At 45.5% G+C, this 21,598-nt stretch carries 18 protein-coding genes, 1 tRNA gene and 1 pseudogene; 12 read left to right on the top strand and 8 right to left on the bottom strand.

Translation table 11 applies throughout. The features are described 5' to 3' along the window. The first annotated feature begins 1 nt into the window (after position 1). Positions 2-1,006: a glycosyltransferase family 2 protein gene (locus F3I09_RS18060; protein WP_149696437.1), complete on the top strand. Its 1,005-nt coding sequence runs from the start codon at positions 2-4 to the stop codon at positions 1,004-1,006. A 217-nt stretch (positions 1,007-1,223) separates the two neighbouring features. Here the strand turns inward: F3I09_RS18060 and F3I09_RS18055 are convergent, their stop codons facing one another. Continuing rightward, positions 1,224-2,153: a glycosyltransferase family 2 protein gene (locus tag F3I09_RS18055; protein ID WP_149696436.1), complete on the bottom strand. Its 930-nt coding sequence runs from the start codon at positions 2,151-2,153 to the stop codon at positions 1,224-1,226. A 178-nt stretch (positions 2,154-2,331) separates the two neighbouring features. Here F3I09_RS18055 and F3I09_RS34115 point away from each other — a divergent pair, with 178 nt between their 5' ends. Next, positions 2,332-2,508, top strand: a complete 177-nt coding sequence (locus tag F3I09_RS34115; protein WP_188133855.1) for a hypothetical protein — start codon at positions 2,332-2,334, stop codon at positions 2,506-2,508. Beyond that, positions 2,509-3,291 (top strand): queuosine precursor transporter, encoded by a 783-nt coding sequence (locus tag F3I09_RS18050; protein ID WP_149696435.1) that lies wholly within the window; start codon positions 2,509-2,511, stop codon positions 3,289-3,291. Between the two features lie 7 nt (positions 3,292-3,298). Here F3I09_RS18050 and F3I09_RS18045 read toward each other — a convergent pair whose 3' ends face one another. From F3I09_RS18045 to F3I09_RS18030, 4 genes are read right to left on the bottom strand one after another with little or no spacing between them, the layout of a single operon-like run. Beyond that, positions 3,299-3,742: an NUDIX domain-containing protein gene (locus F3I09_RS18045; RefSeq protein ID WP_149696434.1), complete on the bottom strand. Its 444-nt coding sequence runs from the start codon at positions 3,740-3,742 to the stop codon at positions 3,299-3,301. Positions 3,743-3,745: 3 nt separating this feature from the next. Next, complete coding sequence (locus F3I09_RS18040; protein ID WP_106600858.1) at positions 3,746-4,684, bottom strand: magnesium transporter CorA family protein; 939 nt, start codon at positions 4,682-4,684, stop codon at positions 3,746-3,748. Positions 4,685-4,711: 27 nt separating this feature from the next. After that, entirely contained in the window at positions 4,712-5,587 is an 876-nt protein-coding gene (gene dapF / locus F3I09_RS18035) for a diaminopimelate epimerase (protein WP_223233286.1), read from the bottom strand. Between the two features lie 48 nt (positions 5,588-5,635). Further along, on the bottom strand, positions 5,636-6,514 hold the full coding sequence (locus F3I09_RS18030; protein WP_149696433.1) for a nucleoside phosphorylase: 879 nt from the start codon (positions 6,512-6,514) through the stop codon (positions 5,636-5,638). Between the two features lie 92 nt (positions 6,515-6,606). Here F3I09_RS18030 and F3I09_RS18025 point away from each other — a divergent pair. The 6 genes from F3I09_RS18025 (at position 6,607) to F3I09_RS18000 (ending at position 13,048) form a co-directional block, all read left to right on the top strand. Then, positions 6,607-6,677 (top strand) — tRNA-Cys (locus F3I09_RS18025). Between the two features lie 390 nt (positions 6,678-7,067). Continuing rightward, entirely contained in the window at positions 7,068-7,247 is a 180-nt protein-coding gene (locus F3I09_RS18020; RefSeq protein WP_149696432.1) for a hypothetical protein, read from the top strand. A 64-nt stretch (positions 7,248-7,311) separates the two neighbouring features. Then, complete coding sequence (locus tag F3I09_RS18015) at positions 7,312-7,752, top strand: hypothetical protein (protein WP_149696431.1); 441 nt, start codon at positions 7,312-7,314, stop codon at positions 7,750-7,752. Beyond that, a complete protein-coding gene (locus F3I09_RS18010) occupies positions 7,752-8,063 on the top strand; it encodes a hypothetical protein (RefSeq protein ID WP_149696430.1) in 312 nt (103 codons plus the stop codon). Before F3I09_RS18015 ends, F3I09_RS18010 begins: the two co-directional genes overlap by 1 nt. A 409-nt stretch (positions 8,064-8,472) precedes the next feature. Then, the gene (locus F3I09_RS18005) at positions 8,473-10,026 is read left to right on the top strand and encodes an MFS transporter (RefSeq protein ID WP_149696429.1); all 1,554 of its coding nucleotides are present in this window, start codon (positions 8,473-8,475) and stop codon (positions 10,024-10,026) included. A gap of 454 nt (positions 10,027-10,480) precedes the next feature. After that, a complete protein-coding gene (locus F3I09_RS18000) occupies positions 10,481-13,048 on the top strand; it encodes a BamA/TamA family outer membrane protein (RefSeq protein WP_149696428.1) in 2,568 nt (855 codons plus the stop codon). Positions 13,049-13,078: 30 nt separating this feature from the next. Here the strand turns inward: F3I09_RS18000 and F3I09_RS17995 are convergent, their stop codons facing one another. From F3I09_RS17995 to F3I09_RS17985, 3 genes are all read right to left on the bottom strand, one after another. After that, positions 13,079-13,870 carry a hypothetical protein gene (locus F3I09_RS17995; RefSeq protein WP_149696427.1) on the bottom strand — a complete coding sequence of 264 codons (792 nt, stop codon included), beginning with the start codon at positions 13,868-13,870 and terminating at the stop codon, positions 13,079-13,081. Between the two features lie 537 nt (positions 13,871-14,407). Next, entirely contained in the window at positions 14,408-14,983 is a 576-nt protein-coding gene (locus tag F3I09_RS17990; RefSeq protein WP_149696426.1) for a GNAT family N-acetyltransferase, read from the bottom strand. Positions 14,984-15,258: 275 nt separating this feature from the next. Continuing rightward, on the bottom strand, positions 15,259-15,984 hold the full coding sequence (locus F3I09_RS17985; RefSeq protein WP_149696425.1) for a DUF92 domain-containing protein: 726 nt from the start codon (positions 15,982-15,984) through the stop codon (positions 15,259-15,261). A 509-nt stretch (positions 15,985-16,493) separates the two neighbouring features. On the opposite strand from F3I09_RS17985, the gene F3I09_RS17980 reads away from it, so the two are divergent. The 3 genes and pseudogenes from F3I09_RS17980 to F3I09_RS17970 form a co-directional block, all read left to right on the top strand. Beyond that, complete coding sequence (locus tag F3I09_RS17980) at positions 16,494-20,216, top strand: right-handed parallel beta-helix repeat-containing protein (RefSeq protein WP_188133854.1); 3,723 nt, start codon at positions 16,494-16,496, stop codon at positions 20,214-20,216. Positions 20,217-20,316: 100 nt separating this feature from the next. After that, positions 20,317-20,784: an SRPBCC domain-containing protein gene (locus tag F3I09_RS17975; RefSeq protein ID WP_149696423.1), complete on the top strand. Its 468-nt coding sequence runs from the start codon at positions 20,317-20,319 to the stop codon at positions 20,782-20,784. Positions 20,785-21,120: 336 nt separating this feature from the next. After that, positions 21,121-21,598, top strand: a pseudogene (locus F3I09_RS17970) (hypothetical protein); the annotation flags it as partial.

Below are 21,598 nucleotides of genomic sequence, written 5' to 3'. Positions count from 1 at the left end.
AATGGATTTGTCTGTCGTCATCGTGAACTATAAGAGCAGCCGCCTCATACTGGATTGTATCAGCACTATTGTGGCAGAGACAACCGCTATCAGCTATGAGGTGATTGTAGTGGACAATGCTTCCGGTGATAACAGTGAGCAACTGATCACATATGCCTTCCCTTTTGTACAGTTCCTGCAGATGGGCTACAATGCGGGATTCTCCCGGGCCAACAATATGGGTTTACGCGCCGCAAAGGGCGATTACCTGTTACTGCTGAATCCTGATACGCTGATCCTCGATCATGCATTGGACCGTTGTGTACAGCGGTTCGCCAAGAGCGACCTCATAGCCTGTGGCGTACAACAACTGAATGCCGACCGTAGTCTTCAGATCTCCGGCAATTACTTCATGAAAGGAGGATTGAATCACCTGCTGCCCTTGCCTTACTGGGGAAAGGTGATCCGCTGGCTGGGCTATCAGCTGAAAACCAAAGTGCCTAATGTACAGGAGGCTAGTACGGAACATCATGTGGACTGGATCAGCGGTGCTTTCCTGATGGTGAAACGCAGCTCTCTCGAAAAAGCAGGTTACATGGATGAAGATTTTTTCCTGTATGCAGAAGAAGTGGAGTGGTGCAGCCGTCTGCGTAGACTAGGCCCCCTGGCTATTTTCGGAGATATCAATATCATACATCTGCAAGGCGAAACCACCGGTGATGCATTCGGTTCTGATGAGAAAGGTTATTACGGATTGTATGACAGGAAAGGATTGCAGCTGATGTTGTCCAATCATGTAAGGGTTCGTAAGCAGTTTGGTGTGATGTGGTATTTCATCCTGTTACTCAACTATACATTTGCTGTACCGGTATTTTTCATCGGCAGTATACTGGAGAACCTGTTCAAAGGACGTAATCCTTTCAGATATATGCCGCAGGTATGGGGCCTGACGAAAAACGTAGGTTCATTGTGGGCGCTGACGCCAACGATTGTTCGTAATAAACCTCATTTCTATAAGGTGTTGTGATTAACCCAGGGGTGGTATTTTACCCCGGGTTGCATTTTACCCCGGGTTGCACCCGGGGCTACAAACACGCGGCTCCTGACGGAGCCGATTACGTTTTGTTAAATATGTTGTTTATACCGGATATTGTTGCCCCGGGGTTGCACCCCGCGCTACAAACACGCGGCTCCAGACGGAGCTGATTATGTTTTGTAAATGCATTATTTGCAATGCCTGGTTCCTACGCGTCCTGCTTATGCACCGGCTCCCAATATCCTTTCAGCACATCGATCCTGAACTGTATTACCGGCCATGATTTAGCTGGTCTTCCCTGTAATAAGTAATACCCGCCTATCACAACAGAAGCTCCCAGTTTAAACAGGTATTCCACGCTTTTCTTGTGCACCGCCATTCCGCCTTTAGCAACCATCCGTACTTTCTCTCCACGGCCAATACCGGACGCGACACGGTACATGTATTCGGATGTGAGCTTTTTCACTTCTACGACGTGATGTACGATCACTGAGGGATCGTAATAAATGATTCCACCTCTTTCTATCAGCTTGTAAAAAAATTCCTTGCCTTCACCACCTACGCGCAATGTGCCTTTCACTCCTGGCAGGCTGGTATTAAATCCACCTACGGCAAAGAAGTCGTCGCGTCGCACTATCATATTGGATTCCAATGGATAGCGACCGTTGTCGAAAGGTTTGGCGATAGGGCTGTAGTCGAAGTTGCCTACCAGTGAAGAGACATAATGGGACATCCATTTCGGTTCTGACGGTATATAGCGGGGAATGATACGGCCTCCCAGGCCGGTAGCATCCGGATGTTGTTCGAAGAAGGTGATGATATTCTCCAGATACCCTGGCATCGCTACTGCATCATCGTCCATACAACAGATCAGTGCCCCCCGGGATTTCTCTGCACCTGTATTACGTGCATAGGAAGCGCCCTGGCGGGTTTCCATGTAATAATACAGCTGTATATCAGGGTGTTCAGCGATGTATGCTTTTACCTTGGTAGCAGTATTATCTTTACTGTTATTATCGACCACGATCACCTCATAGCGTTGTTTATCAATATCCTGTTTATACAGACTATCGATGGCCTCAATGATATAGGCTTCTCTGTTATATGAACATATGACTATTGATATTGCTATTTGCATGAATTAGTTTCCTTTTTTATTTAATTCCTCACAGGGAAAGCAAAATAACTGTAATTTATCCGAAATTTCAATAATGGGGCGGCTACGATTCTTTTTAAAGGTGGCATTTATCTGCAACATTTGTTTTCTGTTGGCGGAGGCATCTTATTTTATCGACTACAAGGGTCATTTTTCAGAGATGCTGAAATATATACTGCTGATGGGTATTGTGGTTGCTTTTCCGCTGAACCTGCTGGTATTGCTCGTGGCTGCCATTATGTTGTACAGGCGCAAAATGGCCTGGGCAGCGCTTCCTCCTTATGTATTTATTATTAATGCTATAATTTTAATCGTGCAATTTTATTTCCTTTTCTAAATGGTACACAACATTCTAAAAGACAGACCAACTAAACTTTTCATCTTCTTTTGCAGCTTTTTCGTAGCTAATGCGCTGATAGCAGAATGTATCGGCGGGAAGATCTTTTCCCTGGAGAAACTGTTCGGGTTACCCGTACATACCTTCACGGTGTTTGGTCAAAGCGGACTATCCTTCAACCTTACCTGCGGGGTATTATTATGGCCCCTTGAGTTTGTGATGACAGACATCGTTAATGAGTATTATGGTCCTAAAGCAGTGAAGCGGATCTCCTACATTGCTGTAGCGCTGATCAGTTATGCCTTCATCATGTTTTACGTATCCCTTTCCGTACCGCCGGCCGATTTCTGGATCGGTTCCAATGCAGATAAAGGCATTCCCAATATGCAGGTAGCTTTTGGAGGGATCTTTGGCCAGGGCATGTGGATCATTATCGGTAGTATCACGGCATTCCTGGTAAGCCAGTTAATAGACGTGGCGGTGTTCCATCGCATCAAACGTGCTACAGGCGAAAAACATGTATGGCTAAGGGCAACCGGATCGACGGTGATATCCCAGCTGATAGATAGTTTTATCGTTTTGTTTATTGCTTTTAAACTGGGGAATAACTGGAGCTGGCAGCTGGTATTGGCGGTGTGTGTGGTGAACTACATTTACAAATTCACCGTTGCCATATTACTGACTCCTGTGATATATCTCATAGAAGGGCGTATAGAAAGTTATTTGGGCAAGGACACTGCGGCCCGTATGAAAGAAGCCGCTATGGGCAAGTCTGCGGAATAAAACATTACTAGTAGCGCAACTTCAAAAGATCTGCCACTACTTTATCAATGGGAAGGGTGACTGTTTCGGCGGAAAACTCTTCCCAGCTTATCCATCTGGCGCCTTCCACATCGGTTTTGTCTTCCGGAATGGGAAAGTCAAAAGGTTTGTCCAACGCAGGAAAGGTGATTGCTGATAAAGCTTTTACGAGGTAATAGATTGAAATGATCTGGGAATTATCACCAAAAGCAGAGAGTTGAAAGAAATCGGTGGTATAGATGTGTTCTATGACTTCCACCTCAAGTCCCAGTTCTTCCTGGAACTCCCGCACTACACATTGCAGGGTACCTTCTCCGAATTCAAGTCCCCCTCCCGGGAATTTAGTATAATATGCACCACGGATATATTCATCAGTAACGAGCACCTGTTTCTGCTCGTTCATCATTATGCCGTATACGCGAACATTAAACATTGTTTAGAACCATTTCTTCTTCATGAAATACCAGCTCATAATCACGGAGATGACGATCGATAGAATGACCGGAATATAGAACGCGTGTGTCGAGTGGGCAAACGGGATCTCTACGTTCATACCGTATATGCTGGCTACCAATACGGGGAATGTCAGAACGATGGTAATGGACGTCAGGCGTTTCATGACCAGGTTCAGGTTATTGGAGATGATGCTGGCAAAAGCATCCATTGAGCTGCTGAGGATGTTGGTATAGACGTTGGCCATTTCCAGCGCTTGTGAAGTATCTACGATCAGGTCATGCAGGAATTCCTTCTCATCTTCATTCAATCCCAGGAAATTGGTACGCTCAATCTTCATGAGCAGTAATTCATTACTACGAAGGGCAGTAAGAAAATATACCAGGCTTTTCTGGATCCGCATGATGTAGAGCAACTCTTCGTTACGGTTACTGTCATACAGTTTTTGTTCCAGGATATTCCTGCGCTGATTAATTTCTTTCAGATAATCCAGGAAGTTCATGGTCACCTTTTCGAAGATCTTCAGCACCATCATATTCCTTTTTTCAGGATGACGGTTATGGAAAGTATTCAGGAAACGGTTGATGGCCGCGTTATCGAATGAGTTGACCGTCAGGATCTGATTGTGCGTAAGGATGATAACGATAGGAATGGTAATGTAATAGGCATCGCTTTCGTTGATGGAATTATTCTCCGTAGGCGTTTTGATGACGATCAGCTTTACATTATCCTCCAGTTCATAGCGGGACTTCTCATCGATATCGAGTGAGTCGGTGAGGAAGTCCAGAGGAATATCCAGTTCTTCTGACAGTTGTTCAAATTCAGACTGTTTCAGGGGAGGGGTAATATTCACCCATGCCCCATTCTCAGGACTTGATATTTCTACCGTACGCGCGTCTATATTTTTGAAATATTGGATCATCCGGCCGCAAAGGTAGATTAATTAAAGTTACGGTAGTGTGATATTTCCCTCAAAAACAAGGGTTGCAGGGCCGCAGAGCCAGATATTATTGTAAGACCTTTCACCGGTTTTAGTAAAACGTACTTCCAGGTTTCCGCCCAATGTCTGCACGGGTATAACATATTCTTTCTCGTCCGGGCCTGCTGTCATCAGGGCTGCAGCAGTAACGCCGGTACCGCAGGAGTAGGTTTCATCTTCCACACCACGTTCATAAGTGCGGACGAAGATGCCCTGTTCCAGGGGCTGAACAAAATTGACGTTAGTGCCTTCTTTGGCAAAGCGATCATTATAGCGGATCTGCCTTCCTTCGGAGAATACATCTACCGCCTTTACATCTTCCACAAACTTAACGAAGTGAGGAGAACCGGTATTGAGATAGGAATAGAGAGAACCTAATTCCACGCCGTTCACATCCTGCATTTTCAGGTTCACCCAGCTGTCTCCTTTGAGGGTAGCTTCGTGAGGGCCATCTACAGCCAGGAAACTGAGTTGTTCACTGCTAAGACCCATTTTACGGGCGAAAGCCACGAGGCAGCGACCGCCATTACCACACATACTGCTTTCACGGCCGTCAGCATTGTAATATTTCATTCCGAAATCATAACCTTCCTGGGTATTGAGGAGCATCAGTCCATCCGCCCCGATACCGAAACGGCGGTCACACAGAAAATGTACCTGCTCTTCTGTCAGGAAATTATACGCGCCTTTCCGGTTGTCCATGATCACAAAGTCATTGCCGGTTCCCTGGTATTTGTAGAAATGAATTGCTGACATAATGCGCAAAAGTAAGTCTTTTAAATGACAGTCAATAGCCATACGCAACAGGCCCGGGTCTTTAGTACCAGGGCCTGCGTTGTTTGACATGGTCAACTGTCAATGGCTGACAAAGTCAAATTTAATGAGGATTGATTATCAGATCTTTTCTATAATGGCTAAGGACTGTTTAATGAGGTTTTCTACTACCAGTGCACCATCTTTGGTAAATTCCTGCCTGATACGGTTGGCTACAATAGCGCTGATAGACAGGCAATCATGTCCCAGTACGCGACCGAGACCATAAATACCGGCAGTCTCCATCTCAAAGTTAGAAATGTAATGATTCTCATGGCGGAAAGCGGTCAGCTGTTCCAGTAATTGAGGGTGGGAGAGCGGTCCTCTCAGGGCGCGTCCCTGAGGAGCATAGAACCCGGGACAGGTAATAGTAATACCGCTGATATATCCTTCAGTAAAGCGTCCTGCGAGGTCATTGGCGGCGCTTAACAGGTAAGGGCTGGCACTACCGGGACGCAGTTGTACCTGCTGCCGGAAAGCTTCCAGGAGGCCTTTTTCCTGTGTTGTATTCTCGAATTCATACCAGGGCAGTAGATTGTCCAGTCCTACACCATAGGAGGAAACCACGAAGCTGTCCACCGGCACGTTCTCCTGCAGTGCGCCGGAAGTGCCTAAGCGGATGATTTGCAGCCGGGTAAGAGACGGTTTAATGGTCCGGGTACTGAAGTCAATATTCACCAGGGCATCCAGTTCATTGAGCACGATGTCGATATTGTCTGTTCCGATACCGGTAGACACGACGGTAAGCCTTTTTTGTCCGATATATCCGGTGTGGGTAACAAATTCCCTGTGCTGATGAGTACTCTCTGTACGATCGAAATGTTTACTAACTTCGGGTACGCGATCAGGGTCTCCAACCGTTATAATAGTCGTGGCAAGCTCTTCTGGCCTGACATCCAGATGATATACAGCCCCCCGGCTATTTAATATCAGTTCAGATTCTGCAATACGTTTATTCATGGTTATCTGATAAAATTGTGAAATAGATTTGGCAAATATCTAAAATTTACTACTTTTGCAATCCCATCAAACGGATGGGAGCACAAAAATAAGGTTTCGTGGCCGAGTGGCTAGGCTGAGCTCTGCAAAAGCTCCTACAGCGGTTCGAATCCGCTCGAAACCTCGAAAAGGACTACAGAAATGTAGTCCTTTTTTGTTTTAGATCCTGTGGAAATTACTGATGAGCGTGGGGATCTGTTTTTAACCTTCCCCCCAAGTTTTCAACCTGATCCTATATTCTTCCATTCCTGTTTTAAATCCTGACACTAATGTAGGGGCGCCCTCCCTGCAACATCCAATAAAGGCATCAATTATGATCACCTGTTTGTATAATATACGGCAGTGCTTAATTCTGATGGCAGCATCAGATTGCTGACCGTATTTTCGTTTACAGCCAGCAGTTCCTTTACCCTAATATGGACCTGCAAATTTGCATATAAGACGATTGAGAAGATCTTCAGGCAGAAAAACAATGTAACATTTCGTGTAAACTTTCCAGTTAACTGAGATGCGCATGCAGAAGATGATATGTAGCGATGTTTACAGGGGACTATATATACGCAGTAAAGCGGCTATGGTAAAGATGCCAGGCGGAATAGCCGGGGGATATGCCGGGTTGCCCCCTGATGATTTTTTCTTTGAAAATTCCGTTGATGAAGAAGTGAACAATGCGAAGCGCCGAATTAAAGAATGAACAAAATGAACTGAAATATCCCGGAAAGTGAATAGTACATTTGTTGCTGTAAAAACTATATATCATGTTGAACATTGCAAATGATCGCTCCCTGCCTATCGCACAGCCAATGGCCTTCAAGGCAAATGGTGAAACAGGTGCTGTTAACACCAATCCTCAAAAGGGCAAGCACGAAGTAACTAAAGTTGTTGAATTAAACAAAAACCAATCAATTATGTCATCGTATTCTCCCAACAAGATTATTTCCGGGCAGAGAACTTATTTGCTCTATTCTCCTTTGTCTTCTAAGCTGAGCCAGGAAGATGAATACTTTATGATAGAGAACGAGATGTTAGGGATAGTCGCTACAGGTAGAACTGAAGCAGAAGCCGCGCAGGATTTCGCGCAGGAGTTTGATTTTATCTACCAGCGCTATAATGAATTATCCGACACCGAGATGTCTGAGAGAATTAAACGGATCAAAGTATTATTAAATACTATTGTTAAAGAAGTAAATTTTAAATAATGGCAGCATTGCAGGCGCAGAAGACAATAAGAAACCTTTTAAGTAAAGGGTTTGTAAAGGCAAATGGTGGGCACCAGTATATGGAGTTCTGGCATAATGGTAAATATGTCCTCCAAACCTTTTGTAGTCATAATGATCAGGATATAAATGACTACTTAATAGCGAAAATGAGAAAACAGTGCCATCTTGGGAAAGATGACTTCCTTGATTTGGCCAATTGCCCCTTATCAGAAGAGGGGTATATAAAAAAGCTGGTTGATAAAGGAACTTTGACAGATGCTGATCTGTTGACAGGCGCCAATGTCAATTAGAAGAAAAAATTGTTTACCCCTTTTGAATTCCTCTCCTAACATACCCCATGTCCAATAATGAATGCTTTAGTCTCAAAACCGAACGGATTTGAATATCCCTGTATTTATTAACTGTTTCATTTATAGTTAATAAATAACTGGCATTCCATTTTTTTTGATAAATGATTCAACTATGGCCGTTATGATTAAAAGCTTCCTCAAAATTGCATTCCGCAATTTGGCGAAAAATAAAACAGTCAGCGTTATTAGCGTTACAGGTCTGGCAACAGGCACGCGCTGTTGCATTTACATTGTAATGTACATCTGACCAGTATAGCTACGATAAACATCATAGCGGGGCGGCAGATATCCCATTAATAGCATGAAAACAGAGTGAGTTATGCGTCCTTTTTTGTCCTAACTTTCCTGAATGGCAACAGTCTCTCTCTCCAGCGCATCCGGTAAATGGATCATGGTATCGGCGATCATGGCCTCGGCTATGGCCTTTATTGATGGCACGGCCCTGAACGTGGTTCTGCCCGCTATCCAGAAAAGTATGCACGCCTCCGGGACAGACCTGTTCTGGATGTTGAACGCATATCTTTTAATGCTGGCGTCGCTGATGCTGATCGGTGGTTCGCTGGGAGATAAGTTAGGCCGAAAAAAAATCTTCATTACCGGCATCGTCATATTCATCATAGGTTCCACTGCCTGTGGAATGGCGGGCGATGTGACACTGCTAATTCTCTTCAGAGTCTTACAGGGCATTGGTGGCGCATTGATGATACCTGGCAGTCTTTCGCTGATCTCTTCCTCCATAAATGAAAACGAGAGAGGCAAAGCCATCGGTACCTGGTCTGCTTTTACTACCATGGTAACCATCGGCGGACCAGTACTGGGAGGCGCTTTGGCTGACGCCGGTTACTGGCGGTATATCTTTTTCATCAATGTGCCCATTGGCGTGGTAGCAGTGCTCATTCTCTGGCGGAAAGTGAAGGAAAGTATTGCAGATGATGACGATAAAACACTGGACTTCTCCGGTGCTGGCGCCATTGCGCTCGGACTGGCAGCTGTTACTTTTGGCTTCCTGCGTATCCCCGAGGTCGGATTTAACAACTGGCAGGTACTTGTTTCATTAGGAGCTGGCCTGTTGCTGCTGACCGCTTTCATCTTCATAGAGCAGAAAAGCAGACATCCGATGATGCCTTTGTCGCTGTTCAGGAACATGACATTCTCCGGGGCCAACCTGCTGACCCTCTTTCTCTACGCCGGATTGGGAGCCGGTATGTTGTTCCTTTCTCTTAATCTGGTACAGGCGCAGGGGTATGATCAGTTGCAGTCAGGACTTACCTTCTTACCCTTTACGATCCTCATGGTGTTTGTGGCCCGCTTTGCAGGTAGTCTGGCCGATAAATATGGTCCCAAGCTCTTATTGACCATCGGTCCGGCCACCGCCGGAACTGGACTGCTGATGTTGTCTTTTGTCGGACAAACAGCCGGACCATCTGCCTATTTCAGTACCTTCTTTCCCGGTATTGTTGTTTTCGGGCTGGGGATGTCTTTTACCGTAGCTCCTCTGACTGCTGCCGTGATGGGCGCTGTCAGCGATCACTTCTCCGGAACAGCTTCCGGTATTAATAATGCCTTATCTCGTATTGCAGTGGTATTTGCCAATGCCATCCTTGGGGCATTAGCGGTCCTGTTTTTCTCCGGTTCACTGAAACATGAACTGTCGGCATTGCCCTTGAATGAGGCCAGCAAACAGGAGGTTATGCAACAGACAACGGAACTGGGAAATGCAAAAGCACCCTCATCACTGAATGAAGCAGATAAAGAAAAAGTAACCCGGCTATATCATAGCAGCTTTATATCGGCATATCAGAAGATCATGCGGATATCAGGATTCCTGGGTTTCCTCGGAGCACTGATGTCTGTTATGTTTATCCGGAATAGTGCTGTCAGGGCTGCCGCTGTCCCGGATTAGTAATTATTTAGGTTGCACCCCGGGCTACAAACACGGGACTCCTGACGGCGTCCTATTGTGTTTTGTTAATGGCATTTGTTGTAAACATCGGATCCCGGGGTTGCACCCCGGGCTACAACCACGGGACTCCGTTAGGAATCCTATATTGTTTTGCTCATCTCATTTGTTATAAACACGGGATCCCGAGGGTTCGACCCCGGGAAAAGAACCACCGGGGGGAGAGAACAATGTCTATGTTATACATGTTTTGCATAAGGCGGCCTCGTATGCTGGTTAACTGCCTGTTCTTTCAAATATAAATTTTTGTGCCTTCTTTGGTGGAGTTATCTTCATTTTCGTATTTTTCGTGTTTCTTCTGAAGGTTATCCCGGGGCAGGGCACAAACATTGATATTGAGCGTCTGGCTGGAGCCTCATGTTATCCAGATAACTAATCAATCCGACAAAACAACTGCATGGGCCTGAACAGACTTTTTACTACCCTGGCTATCCTGGCAATTTCCACGGCGCAGGCGCAAACGCCTGCCGGCGATAGTATTACCGTAGCTATTTCTCCCGCTTATGATAGTGTAAGCGGTGTACACCGTATATTGTTTGGCGATAGTTACCGCAAGCTATGGGCAGCTCCTGTAAAGATGAAGGTATTCTACCTGGAAAAAGAAAAGGGAGGGCTGACCATCGAACAAAGGGGCGGTGGACTACAAACCAAGTCCTTACGGTTGAAAGACCCCAGCGGCCAGGAATGGGTATTGCGTACCATCCAGAAATATCCTGAAAGGGGGCTACCCAAAAATCTGAGGGCCACCATTGCCAAAGATATTCTGCAGGACCAGGTGGTTACTGCACATCCGTATTCCTCGCTGACTGTTCCGCCGCTGGCGGAAGCCCTGGGGATACCTCATGCCAATCCGCAGATCATATATATACCCGATGATCCTGCGTTGGGAGAATACCGGAAAGACTTTGCCAATGCCGTGTTCCTGTTTGAAGAAAGAGAACCCGAAGACGCCAGCCGTACCGACAATACAGAAAAAACACAACGCAAGCTGGAAGACGACAACGATGTGCGCCTCAATCAACAGATTGTGCTGAGGGCAAGACTGCTGGATATGCTGCTGGGCGACTGGGACCGGCATGAAGATCAATGGCGCTGGGAGCGGGAAAAGAATAAGAAGAAAGTAACCTATACACCGGTGCCCCGCGACAGGGACCAGGTGTATTACAATACCACCGGTTTGTTTCCCTGGATCATCTCCCATCAATGGCTGAAATCCAAGTTCCAGGGTTATCATGACCATATCCGGGATATCAAGGGCTTTAACTTCAATGCCCGGTATTTTGACCGTTATTTCCTGAATGGACTGAGTGAGGAAGACTGGCGGGAGCAGGTGCATTATATCCAGGCTACACTGACAGACAGTCTTATTCGTCAGTCAGTGATGCTCATGCCGGACACGATCTTCCGGTTGTCCGGAGAGCGGATCATCAGTGCTTTTATTGCCCGCAGAGACAAGGTGGAAAAAGAAGCGATCAGCTATTATAAATTCCTGTCCATCTATGTGGATGTTCCGGCTTCCGATAAACAGGAGTTGCTGGATATTCAGCGACAACCGCATGGTAAGGTGGACGTGTCTATCTACAAAATAAAAAAGGACGGTACTACGGATGATCTGCTGTATAAACGGGTATTCGATCCGGCAGTGACGAAAGAAGTCCGGTTGTATGGTCTTGACGGGCGTGACGTATTCAGCGTGAGTGGTAATGAGGGATCGCCTATTCGTATCCGTATGATAGGTGGCAGCGGTGTAGACAGCTTCATTGTGGCGAATGATGTGCCACGTAAAGGAAGGCTGTATGTATATGACCGCTCTGACGAAGAAAATCATATACCGCCGAAAGGAGATGCGAAGATCAGAACAGCTGCTGATACATCCGTGAACAGCTATGATAAACGCAGTTTCCTGTTTGACAGGTTCGGGCCGTTATTCTCCGTACAGTACAACCCTGATCAGGGCCTTATGTTCCGCGCCAATATGATGTATGAAAAGCAGGGATTCCGTAAGAAGCCCTATGCACAACAACATCAGTTGATAGTGAGTTATGTGACCGGCAGGCAGGCCTTCCTGTTGCAATACCTGGCTGATTTTAAACAGCTGGTAGGAAAGAATGACCTGCGTATCAATATCCTTTCCCGCGGACCGCATAACCTGAGTAACTTCTTCGGTTTGGGTAATGAATCTGTTTTTGTGAATGAAAATGAAAAACAGATCTCGTATTACCGTAACCGGTATGACCTGGTGAATGGCGATGTAAGGTTGTATCGTTCCATTGCCAATCACATCGCCGTGAGCGGAGGTATTGCGGGACAGTTTTATACCAGCCGGGAAGCTAACAACAGTCACAAGTTCCTGGGAGCTTACAATGCTGCTTTCCCGGGAGAAAGTGTATTTGACGACCGCATTTATGCGGGGCTGGTAACAGCTATAGAGGCGGATACCCGTAATCCGGGTATGATGCCGCGTAAGGGCATCAACTGGCATACGGAGCTGACCGGCATGCAACAGACGAACAGGGAACATAAAAGATATGGCAAACTGACGTCTGACTTTAGCTTTTATGTTCCTTTGATCGGCGATTCCACACTGGTGATGGCAAATCGTATAGCCGCGGGCACCACTTTCGGTGATCCTGCTTATTTCCAGATGATGTCTATAGGCGGTACGCAGATCCTTCGCGGTTTTCATACCAACCGTTTCGTCGGAAAGACGGCCGTGTATCACAACTTTGAACTACGCCTGAAATTATTTGACTTCACCTCTTACCTGTTGCCGGGAAGTGTAGGCCTGGTCGGATTTAATGACCTGGGCCGTGTATGGATGCCCAACGAATCTTCCAGCAGATGGCACGACGGTTATGGTGGCGGTATCTATATCATACCGGTGGAACTGTTCCTGATACAGGCAGCGGTTGGTATCTCAGAAGAAGGAGCGCTGCCTTATATTACAGCCGGTTTCAGGTTCTAGTATGATAGTGTCTCTATACAAGCGCTTTTATTATCCTGTTATCAGGATCTTTCCGCTACCTGCATATTTTACCCGCTCGATCACTGCATCAGAGATCAGAGTGCCCATTTCAATGCCTATGGATACTACCAGTGTTTCATCGTCACGCAACTTTTGGGCAGTACCCGGTTGCAGTATGATTGTTTCTCCTTTATAAGCCTGTGCCGCCAATCGCCAGGCCGTAGTAACAGGCTGACTGATCAGCATGGGAGCGCTGGCTGCATAATGGCGGTCAGCACCTCCATCCCAGAGAATACCAATGGACAGCACGATCCTGTACATGGGATATTGCCATGGTAATGACAGGTTAATGCCCGGAGTCAGTTCGGGAAGTTGAACGGTAGCACTTGCCGTGTTTCGGTCTATAGTACAGTAGACAGGTGGTTTTACCACATTGTTGAAGGGATACCGTTTGTTGAGATTAAACCCATCCAGCAGGTGGCGGTATTCCGAAAATTCCGTCTTTCTTATACCAAGTGGTCTATGGATATCCATCTTCATAATAGACCTGCATAAGGCATTCATTGTAGGCGTAAAGTTATAGTCTGCCAGGTGCCGGATATGAAATATTGCCAGGCGGATGGCACAGCCCCCCTTTGCTGCGTCTCCAAATTCATCATTGTTGAGGCGTGTTAGCGCAAATTTCGGTGATTTCTGGATCTGCTTTCTGGTAGCGCCACCTTTGGTGCGCGCAATGATCTTGTCGGAATCTCTTCGTTTGTAGAAGCTGAACATCCCTAAACTTCCGTTGATGTCAAGCAGCTTGTTAGTAACAATGGCCATAATAAGGGAATTAACAGTTTTTAAATGGTTACAAATAAAAGTATGGATTGTATGCTCACTCTGAGGTTAACAGGCGTGAAACAGGATACCAATTTAAGTAATTCTCTTCTATAAATCATCTATAAACTATTATCTAACCATATATAACCCATATATAATCCATATCTTTTAAATATGGGTTATATATGGGTCATATATGGCTTATATATGGGTTATATATGGGTTATCTCAGGGAAAGCACTATAGTAGAAGCTTTGCAAGGAGCTTATAAAATAAGGTCTATGTAAATAGATGTTAAGATGTTAGTAAGGTATATTATTAATAGATTATATGAAAGGTGAAAGGCAAAAAAAATCCCGTAACCGGTCAACCTGGTTTACGGGATGTTGAGAAAAAGTTTTGGTAATTATACCTCCGGATAGCTCAATACAACGGTCTCTGAACTCGTCGATGAGGTCATATTAAAGTAATGTCCTGGCCTGGGTCGCAAACCGGCTTGCAAGGGGATAATAAGACTATCAGCGGGGAAGTCAGTTCTTATGCCTCTCCATCTGAGCGTAGCAGGGAGAACATCAGCATGTCATAGTGTTTGTCATCCCAGTAATGCCACTGCCTGAGGATACCTTCCTGGTGGAAGCCAATCTTATGCAGTACTTCTATGGTAGGATCATTTCCTTCCATCACTTCTGCTTCTATACGGTTGATGTCCAGCGCAAAAAAGCCGAAACTGATAACTGCATACAGGGCTTCTGCAATAATGTCCTTGTTCCAATAGTCATATTGCAGGTCGTACCCTAAATTGGCCCGGTGTTTTTTCGTGAAATGGTTGAATCCTACCGTACCAATGATCTCGTTATTGTCGTTCAGCTGGATACCCCATCTGATGGCGGCTTTTGATTTGAAGCGTTCACGGAAGTAATCGATAAGACGTTGACAATCTTTTTCATCTTCCGGAGGCAACAGGTTGTAGTATTGGCTCACCTGCTTATCGCATAATATCTTAAACAGGTCATTGGCATGTTTCTCGGTAATCTGGACCAGTTCCAGGTGTGGGGTGCGCATGGCGGGGAACTTATCAAATACCGTAGTTTTATGTTCAGTAAACGTGGACATGATAAAGCTGTTTGGTGTAACGATGCTTGCTTATAATGAATTTAACGAAAAAAAAGGATAATTTCAACAAATGCAATCTCATCTTATGAAAGCAACATTATTGTCCCCTTTGGTATGCGCGGTATGCCTGGCATCCTGTTCAGTTTTCAAAAGACAGAAGTATGAGCCTTTAACCTATACAGCCCGGGGCTGTCAGCTGGATTCTTTAAAAAAGTTATGATTTCAAAAAAGGACTGCAGAGTGCTCAAAGAGGAATGGTTTCAATAGTCCACATGTCAGTGCTGTACAAGTGCGAAACATGCTCCACCAAAAATTGCGGCGAACAAAGTATTAAGGAAGTTCACCGCATCATTCCCGATATGTTTGTCGCGTTCCAGTGTTGCACCGAGTACTGAGTCAAGGAGATTCCCCAGTACACCCGCCAGCAAGACGATAATGCCCATTTTATCAAAGCCGGCGTATAGCAGTGCAATCAGCGCGGCGCCTACGGTACCGATCAGTGTTCCTTCCAGGCTGACAACGCCATCCAGTCCTTTGGCTTCTCTCTTGAAACTCCAGATGTTGTAGAAGTTACGGCCATATACCATACCCAGTTCGGAAGAAAGCGTATCTGCCAGCGCAGATGCCAGGCTGGCGGCTACCATTAGTTCGTAAAGGGCTAGATGTGAAGGATCCAGGTAGGCGACAAACGATACGATACCTGCCACACCGCCATTGGCAAAAACCTGGCTGGCTTTCCGGCTTTCGGGATGTATGCCTTCAGACGTTATTTTAGCTTTCAGATCTTTCCGGTGGGAAGTGGCCCAAACACCAAGTATAAAAAACAGGAGAAGTGAAAGTAAGCCAGTCCATCCTGTACCCAGGATGGCAATGAAGCCGATCAGACCTGCCAGCAGGGCTGCCGGAATAGTTAGTTTTTTTGTTCTGATACAGATGAACATAATACAGCCCAGTATCAGCAGGACGAGAAGTTGGATGCTTCCGGGAGGGAATATTGCCATAGAGGCGTAAAACTAAATAAATATTTGATGAGAACAGATACCCTTATCTGATGAAAGAATTTTTGTGAGCAGCAATATATTATTTTTTATCTCTCTCGTTTTTATGAACTTTGTTGCTATTAATAACTAACTGGTTTGGAATCGATTCCATCACATCTATCGTAGAATTACAGCCAATTTTAGACGTCCAGTATTTCTCATTATACCAACTATTTTCTCCCAAAAAAATACTCCAATGTATTACTCAACAACCTGAGTGGGCCTTTTTTCTGGCAACTCATTACGCGGGCATGTAGAATGATCGTTCCCTTTCAGGGAATAGAGGGATTCCTATAATCTGGATTGTATCGTATTGCTTACTCCAAAAGCATATCACCATGAGACAAAATCTAAACGAGAGGTATTCATCTCTTACCAACCCCGTTTATGTCTACCAAACACAACTAAATTATTGCTATGGTTCTTTAGTACAAAGTTTTTTGATTATCTCCTTACTGTTTCTATTACTTATGCCAGTCAGCATACAGGCACAGGGTACCAAGACATTTACAGTGAATATGACCAGTGACGAAAGTGATCCTAACGCAAATGATATTGGAGATGACGGGAAATGTGACGTCGACCCCATTACAATGGGCGACCAATGCACTTTTCGTGCAGCCATACAAAATCAGAATGGTAACCGCCACCTGGGACAAAACCGGATCACTTTTGCAATAACCAATGCACCGGGTGGAGGTAGTATTGTTATAAAAGTAGGAAGCACAGGTCTGGGAGCATTGCCGCCTATTCTGGGAGCAGTATCTATCAGCGGCGTGAATAGCGACGGCAGGCGTATTGAACTGGACGGAAGCGGGGCAGGAGGAGGTGCAATAGGTCTACGTTTGCTTGGCGGCGGCTGTGACATTTCCTTTTTGGTCATCAACAGTTTTTCTTCTCACGGCATGTTCATCTCCGGTACACCACCTCCGGGCGAAGGCGGGCACCGTATACAGAACAATTATATCGGCACCGACTTTACCGGCGCTACCGCCAAAGGTAATGGCGGAGACGGGATATTCATTGACAATACACCTGGCTGTATGATTGGAGGTACTGGTATTTTAAGGAATATCATATCAGGGAATGAAGGCCATGGTATTAATATCCAGGGACTTGATCCCTCGCAGTTTGGCACCAACGGAGCGCAGAATAACTTTGCAGTAGGTAATCTCATCGGCCTGGATATATCGGGTGAGAATGCCTTGCCAAACAAGGGGGATGCTGTTGTTTTAAATAATGCACCAAACAATACTATCGGCGGGGCGGCCGACAACCAGGGAAACAAGATGGCGGGTAATACCAACAGCAACGGTGTTACTGTCACGGGTAGCCTGACAGAAGGGATCAAGATACTGGGAAATTTTATTGGGGAAAATAAAACGGGCGCCAAGTTCAAAATAGGCATCGCTGCCAGTGCTAAACCGATCACCATCGAAGGGAATTATATCACTGATATTGTGGGAGTAGGTATTGATCTGTTTGTAACCGGAGATGGTAGTTATAATATCCGTAAAAACACTTTTCAGGGGAATATGACGATTGGGAGCAAGCTGCGGTTCGGGGATGGAAAGACTGTACAGATGAAGTATGAAAATAATTTTCATGGTGGCAATGGTATGGCGCTGGATGTAGTAGAGTCTTTGAGTGGAAAGATTGACTGGCTTTTTGCCGGCGATACATTGAAGCTTGGTCAGGCGGGGGCTAACTTTATATTTCATGCGGCAGGGAACAAAGATTTCAACAGTGGGATATATGACGGTAATGCCGGTGTGGCCTTCAACTACGTAGTAGATCCTGTATCCGGTGTGCAAATAGCGGTGAGGGCAAAGGCAGATGTATATACGGGCAATGCGGGCGGAGCAAGGACGGGAAGAATGGTGTTGAAGGCAGGAACGGAAGTCAGCTATGTCTTGTCGGGCTCGTCGGCTGTCAATAATGGTAAGGACGGAGACAGACTGGATGTGTTCGCCGATGTGAATGCCATTGCGACCCTCACAGCAATGGACAATACATTTGTCCTGAATGGTGGCGTTGGTCTCCGCTGGATCAGTGATGGGAAGAATCTTGTTACTGTCCGGGCTTTCATAGAGGAAGATCTTTTTGATAAGAATGTGCTGGGAGGTTTGGAAATTACCAGTTTCCTAACGGAGAAAAGTATACTCAATAATACTGTTACCGGCAACGGAGGACCGGGTATCCTGCTGAACGGTACTACGATTGCGCACCTTGAAGGCAACACCATTTCCGGTAATGGCATCGGCATATTGGTGAATGATGCCGCAACGGCCAGTATTAATAATAATACCGTCACCGCTAATGGAAAAGGTATTGCTTTCGGAGGAACGGGTACAGGTAGTGCTTTAACAGCGAATGCTATTTTCAAAAATAATGGTCTGGGCCTTGACCTGGGCAATGATGGTCCTACTGCAAATGATCCTGGTGACGGAGATGCCGGACCGAATAATCTACAGAATTTTCCTGTACTGACAGCTGTAAACAGTGGAGGTGGAAATACCGATATACTGGGTACGTTGAATAGTACTCCTAATACAACTTTCAGACTGGATTTCTACTCCAATGATGCCTGTAATCCGTCAGGATTTGGAGAGGGGCAGGCTTTCCTGGATTCCTTTAAAGTGACTACTGACGCGGGCGGTAATGCCGCTTTTAATGCGATCTTAACTGGTATAACACTACCGGCGGGGGCTGTTGTTACCAGTACCGCTACTGACCCTAATCACAATACCAGTGAATTCAGCGCTTGTCTGGGGACGGGAACTATTGAAACCGCAGATCTTGAATTAACTAAGACGGCCGATAAGACGCAGTATGTTGTTGGCGACCTGGTGACATATACTATTCAGTTAGCAAATAAAGGAACGGCGGATGCACCTGATATTGTCGTTACAGATGTACTGCCGGCTGGTGTTAGCTTTAAACAGGCTACGGCTACTTTAGGCACTTATGATAATACGACAGGTAAGTGGCAGGTGCCATTCCTGTCTAATGGTAAGCAGGCTACGCTGACTATCACTGGTACTGTTGATGCTGCGGGAACTATTACCAATACTGCTGAAGTTACAGCAAGTAAATTGCCTGATCCGGATTCCTCTCCTGGCAATGGTGTCAGTACAGAAGATGATCAAAGCAGTGTTTCCATAAAGATACAAGAGCTGACTGCTGATCTTGAGCTGATCAAAAAGGCTGATAAGACGCAGTATACTGTTGGAGACCAGGTGATATACACTATTCAGTTAACTAATAAAGGAACAGCAGATGCGCCGGATATCGTCGTTACAGATGTATTGCCTGCTGGTGTTACCTTTAAACAGGCTGTAGTTACTGTTGGTACTTATAGTAATACGACAGGAAAATGGCAGGTGCCGCTGCTGCTTAATGGTAAGCAGGCAACGCTGACCATCACAGGTACTGTTAATGCCTCCGGAAATATTATCAGTACTGCGGAAGTGACGGCCAGTAAACTGCCAGATCCGGATTCATCCCCTGGTAATAATGTCGGTACTGAAGATGATCAAAGCAGTGTTTCCATACAGGCGACCCAGCAGCAGCAGGATGTAGCACAGCAATATAAGGCGCTCATGCAGCAGATCACAGCATTGGTGAACGCCGGCAGGCTTACTCCGCGGGAAGGAAGAATACTGAACGGGATCGTGGAAATTTCATTGAGACTGGAAAACAGGGGACAGATCCGGCCAGCTATTGTTGTATTGAGGATATTCATTGTGCTGGTAAGGAATGCGACACAAAGAACACATCTGACAGATATTGACAGGAATGCACTTATTACTTCCGCACAGAAGATCATTGATCAGCTGCGGGCAATGCCGCTCCGTCAGTCATCTGCGTTGAGAGACAATGACGAAGAATGGAAGGATTTGGAAAACCGCGCCCGTAAGGAATTAATGGGACAGGCATTCATCAGGACTTATCCTAATCCGTTCAATAGTTACACCGTTATTTCATTTGATGTTGCAGATGAAAGCAGGGTTCAGCTGAATGTTTACGATGTGAATGGCAGAATGATTGCTCGTCTGGTAGATAAGGTGATGCAACCAGGTGTACAGACTGTTACCTGGCAGACGCCAAACCTGCCGGCAGGTATATATGTATTGCAGCTGAGAGCAAATGATGTTGTGACTACGTATAAGGTATTCCATGTGAGAGAATAAGGTAGCCGGGCTGTCTAAATCCGCCTGTCAGAATGTCCAATTAGTACAGCCAGCGTTGTGTAAATGAGGGGTAAATTTGCTTAACATAAAAAATGGAAGCATGAAAAATCCGGATTTCACAACTGCTATTCTGGTGGATCAGACAGCCCAGCAAGCTTTTAATGCTATTAATAACGTTCGCGGATGGTGGTCCGAGAACATAAAAGGAAACACAGATGAACTCAATAGTGAATTTACATATAGTTACAAGGATGTCCATCGCTGCCGTATCAAGATTATTGAGCTTATTCCTGCGCAGAAGGCGGTTTGGCATGTTCTGGATAATTATTTCAGTTTTACAGCAGATAAGAATGAATGGAAGGACACAAAGATCATCTTCGAGATTGTGCAAAAGGGAGATAGGACAGAGGTGCACTTCATGCACCAGGGATTAGTGCCTGCGTATGAATGTTATCAGATTTGTCATGATGCATGGACAGGGTATATACAGGAGAGTTTAAAGAACCTGATTGCTACGGGAAAAGGAGCGCCGAATCCGAAGGAGATGGAAGCGGAAGAGTCGAAATAGATTGTTAGGAGCGGAGTAGGGGGCCGATTGAGATATCTGAAGTAAATATAAACATCCGGTAGTCGGCCGGAAGTAATATAAACTCGCCTGCGCATATACGATGCGCAGGCGTTGTTTTTCTTTGTAATGGGATATCTGATAATAGGGGTTGCAATTCTTTTACAACGAATGTGTTATACGCTTTATCAGATCGTTTTGTGACCTTTGCTGCAGTTGAAATTTGATGTTGCCCAAAATTTATTTCATAATCTATACTTTGTTCGAGCATATTCACAATTCTCAATTTAGATCTTAGCCTATAATATGAATAGTTGGATTGTTATAAGTCTTCTTATAATGAACCTGCATAACCCTGTTGATACCTATCGTACTGATACGACAGTTACAGCCCGGGATAGCAGTTCTATGAAAGCACCAGAATTACCTGCAAAATATTTATCCCAGGTAAAACAGAAGTCAATGCATGTGGAACAGCAGGTAAATAAGCGTGCTGACAAGGCATTGAGCCGTTTACTTAAACAGGAAAAGAAAATGAAGGCCCGCCTGTGGAAGGTCGATTCTGTGGCTGCAGGTAATATTTTCTCGAAATCAATAGACAGTTTGGGCAGCCTGAAGGCAGGGCTCAAAAATAAGGTAACGGGGAAGCTGCCTGTAGGGAACAGCTATCTGGATTCATTGGGTAATTCCTTAAAGTTCCTGGAAGGGAAAGGTGAGCTGCTGGGTGCATCCAAAGGAAAGCTGGCAGGTGTTACGGGTAATATTGAATCGCTGCAGGGCAAATTGCAACAGGCGGAGCAGATTAAGGCGTATATCC

Origin of the sequence: Chitinophaga sp. CF418 (assembly GCF_900142925.1) — a bacterium.
Taxonomy (GTDB): Bacteria; Bacteroidota; Bacteroidia; order Chitinophagales; family Chitinophagaceae; genus Chitinophaga.
Note: the sequence above shows the minus strand (reverse complement) of the source record. Positions and strands in the feature narration are given on the sequence as shown.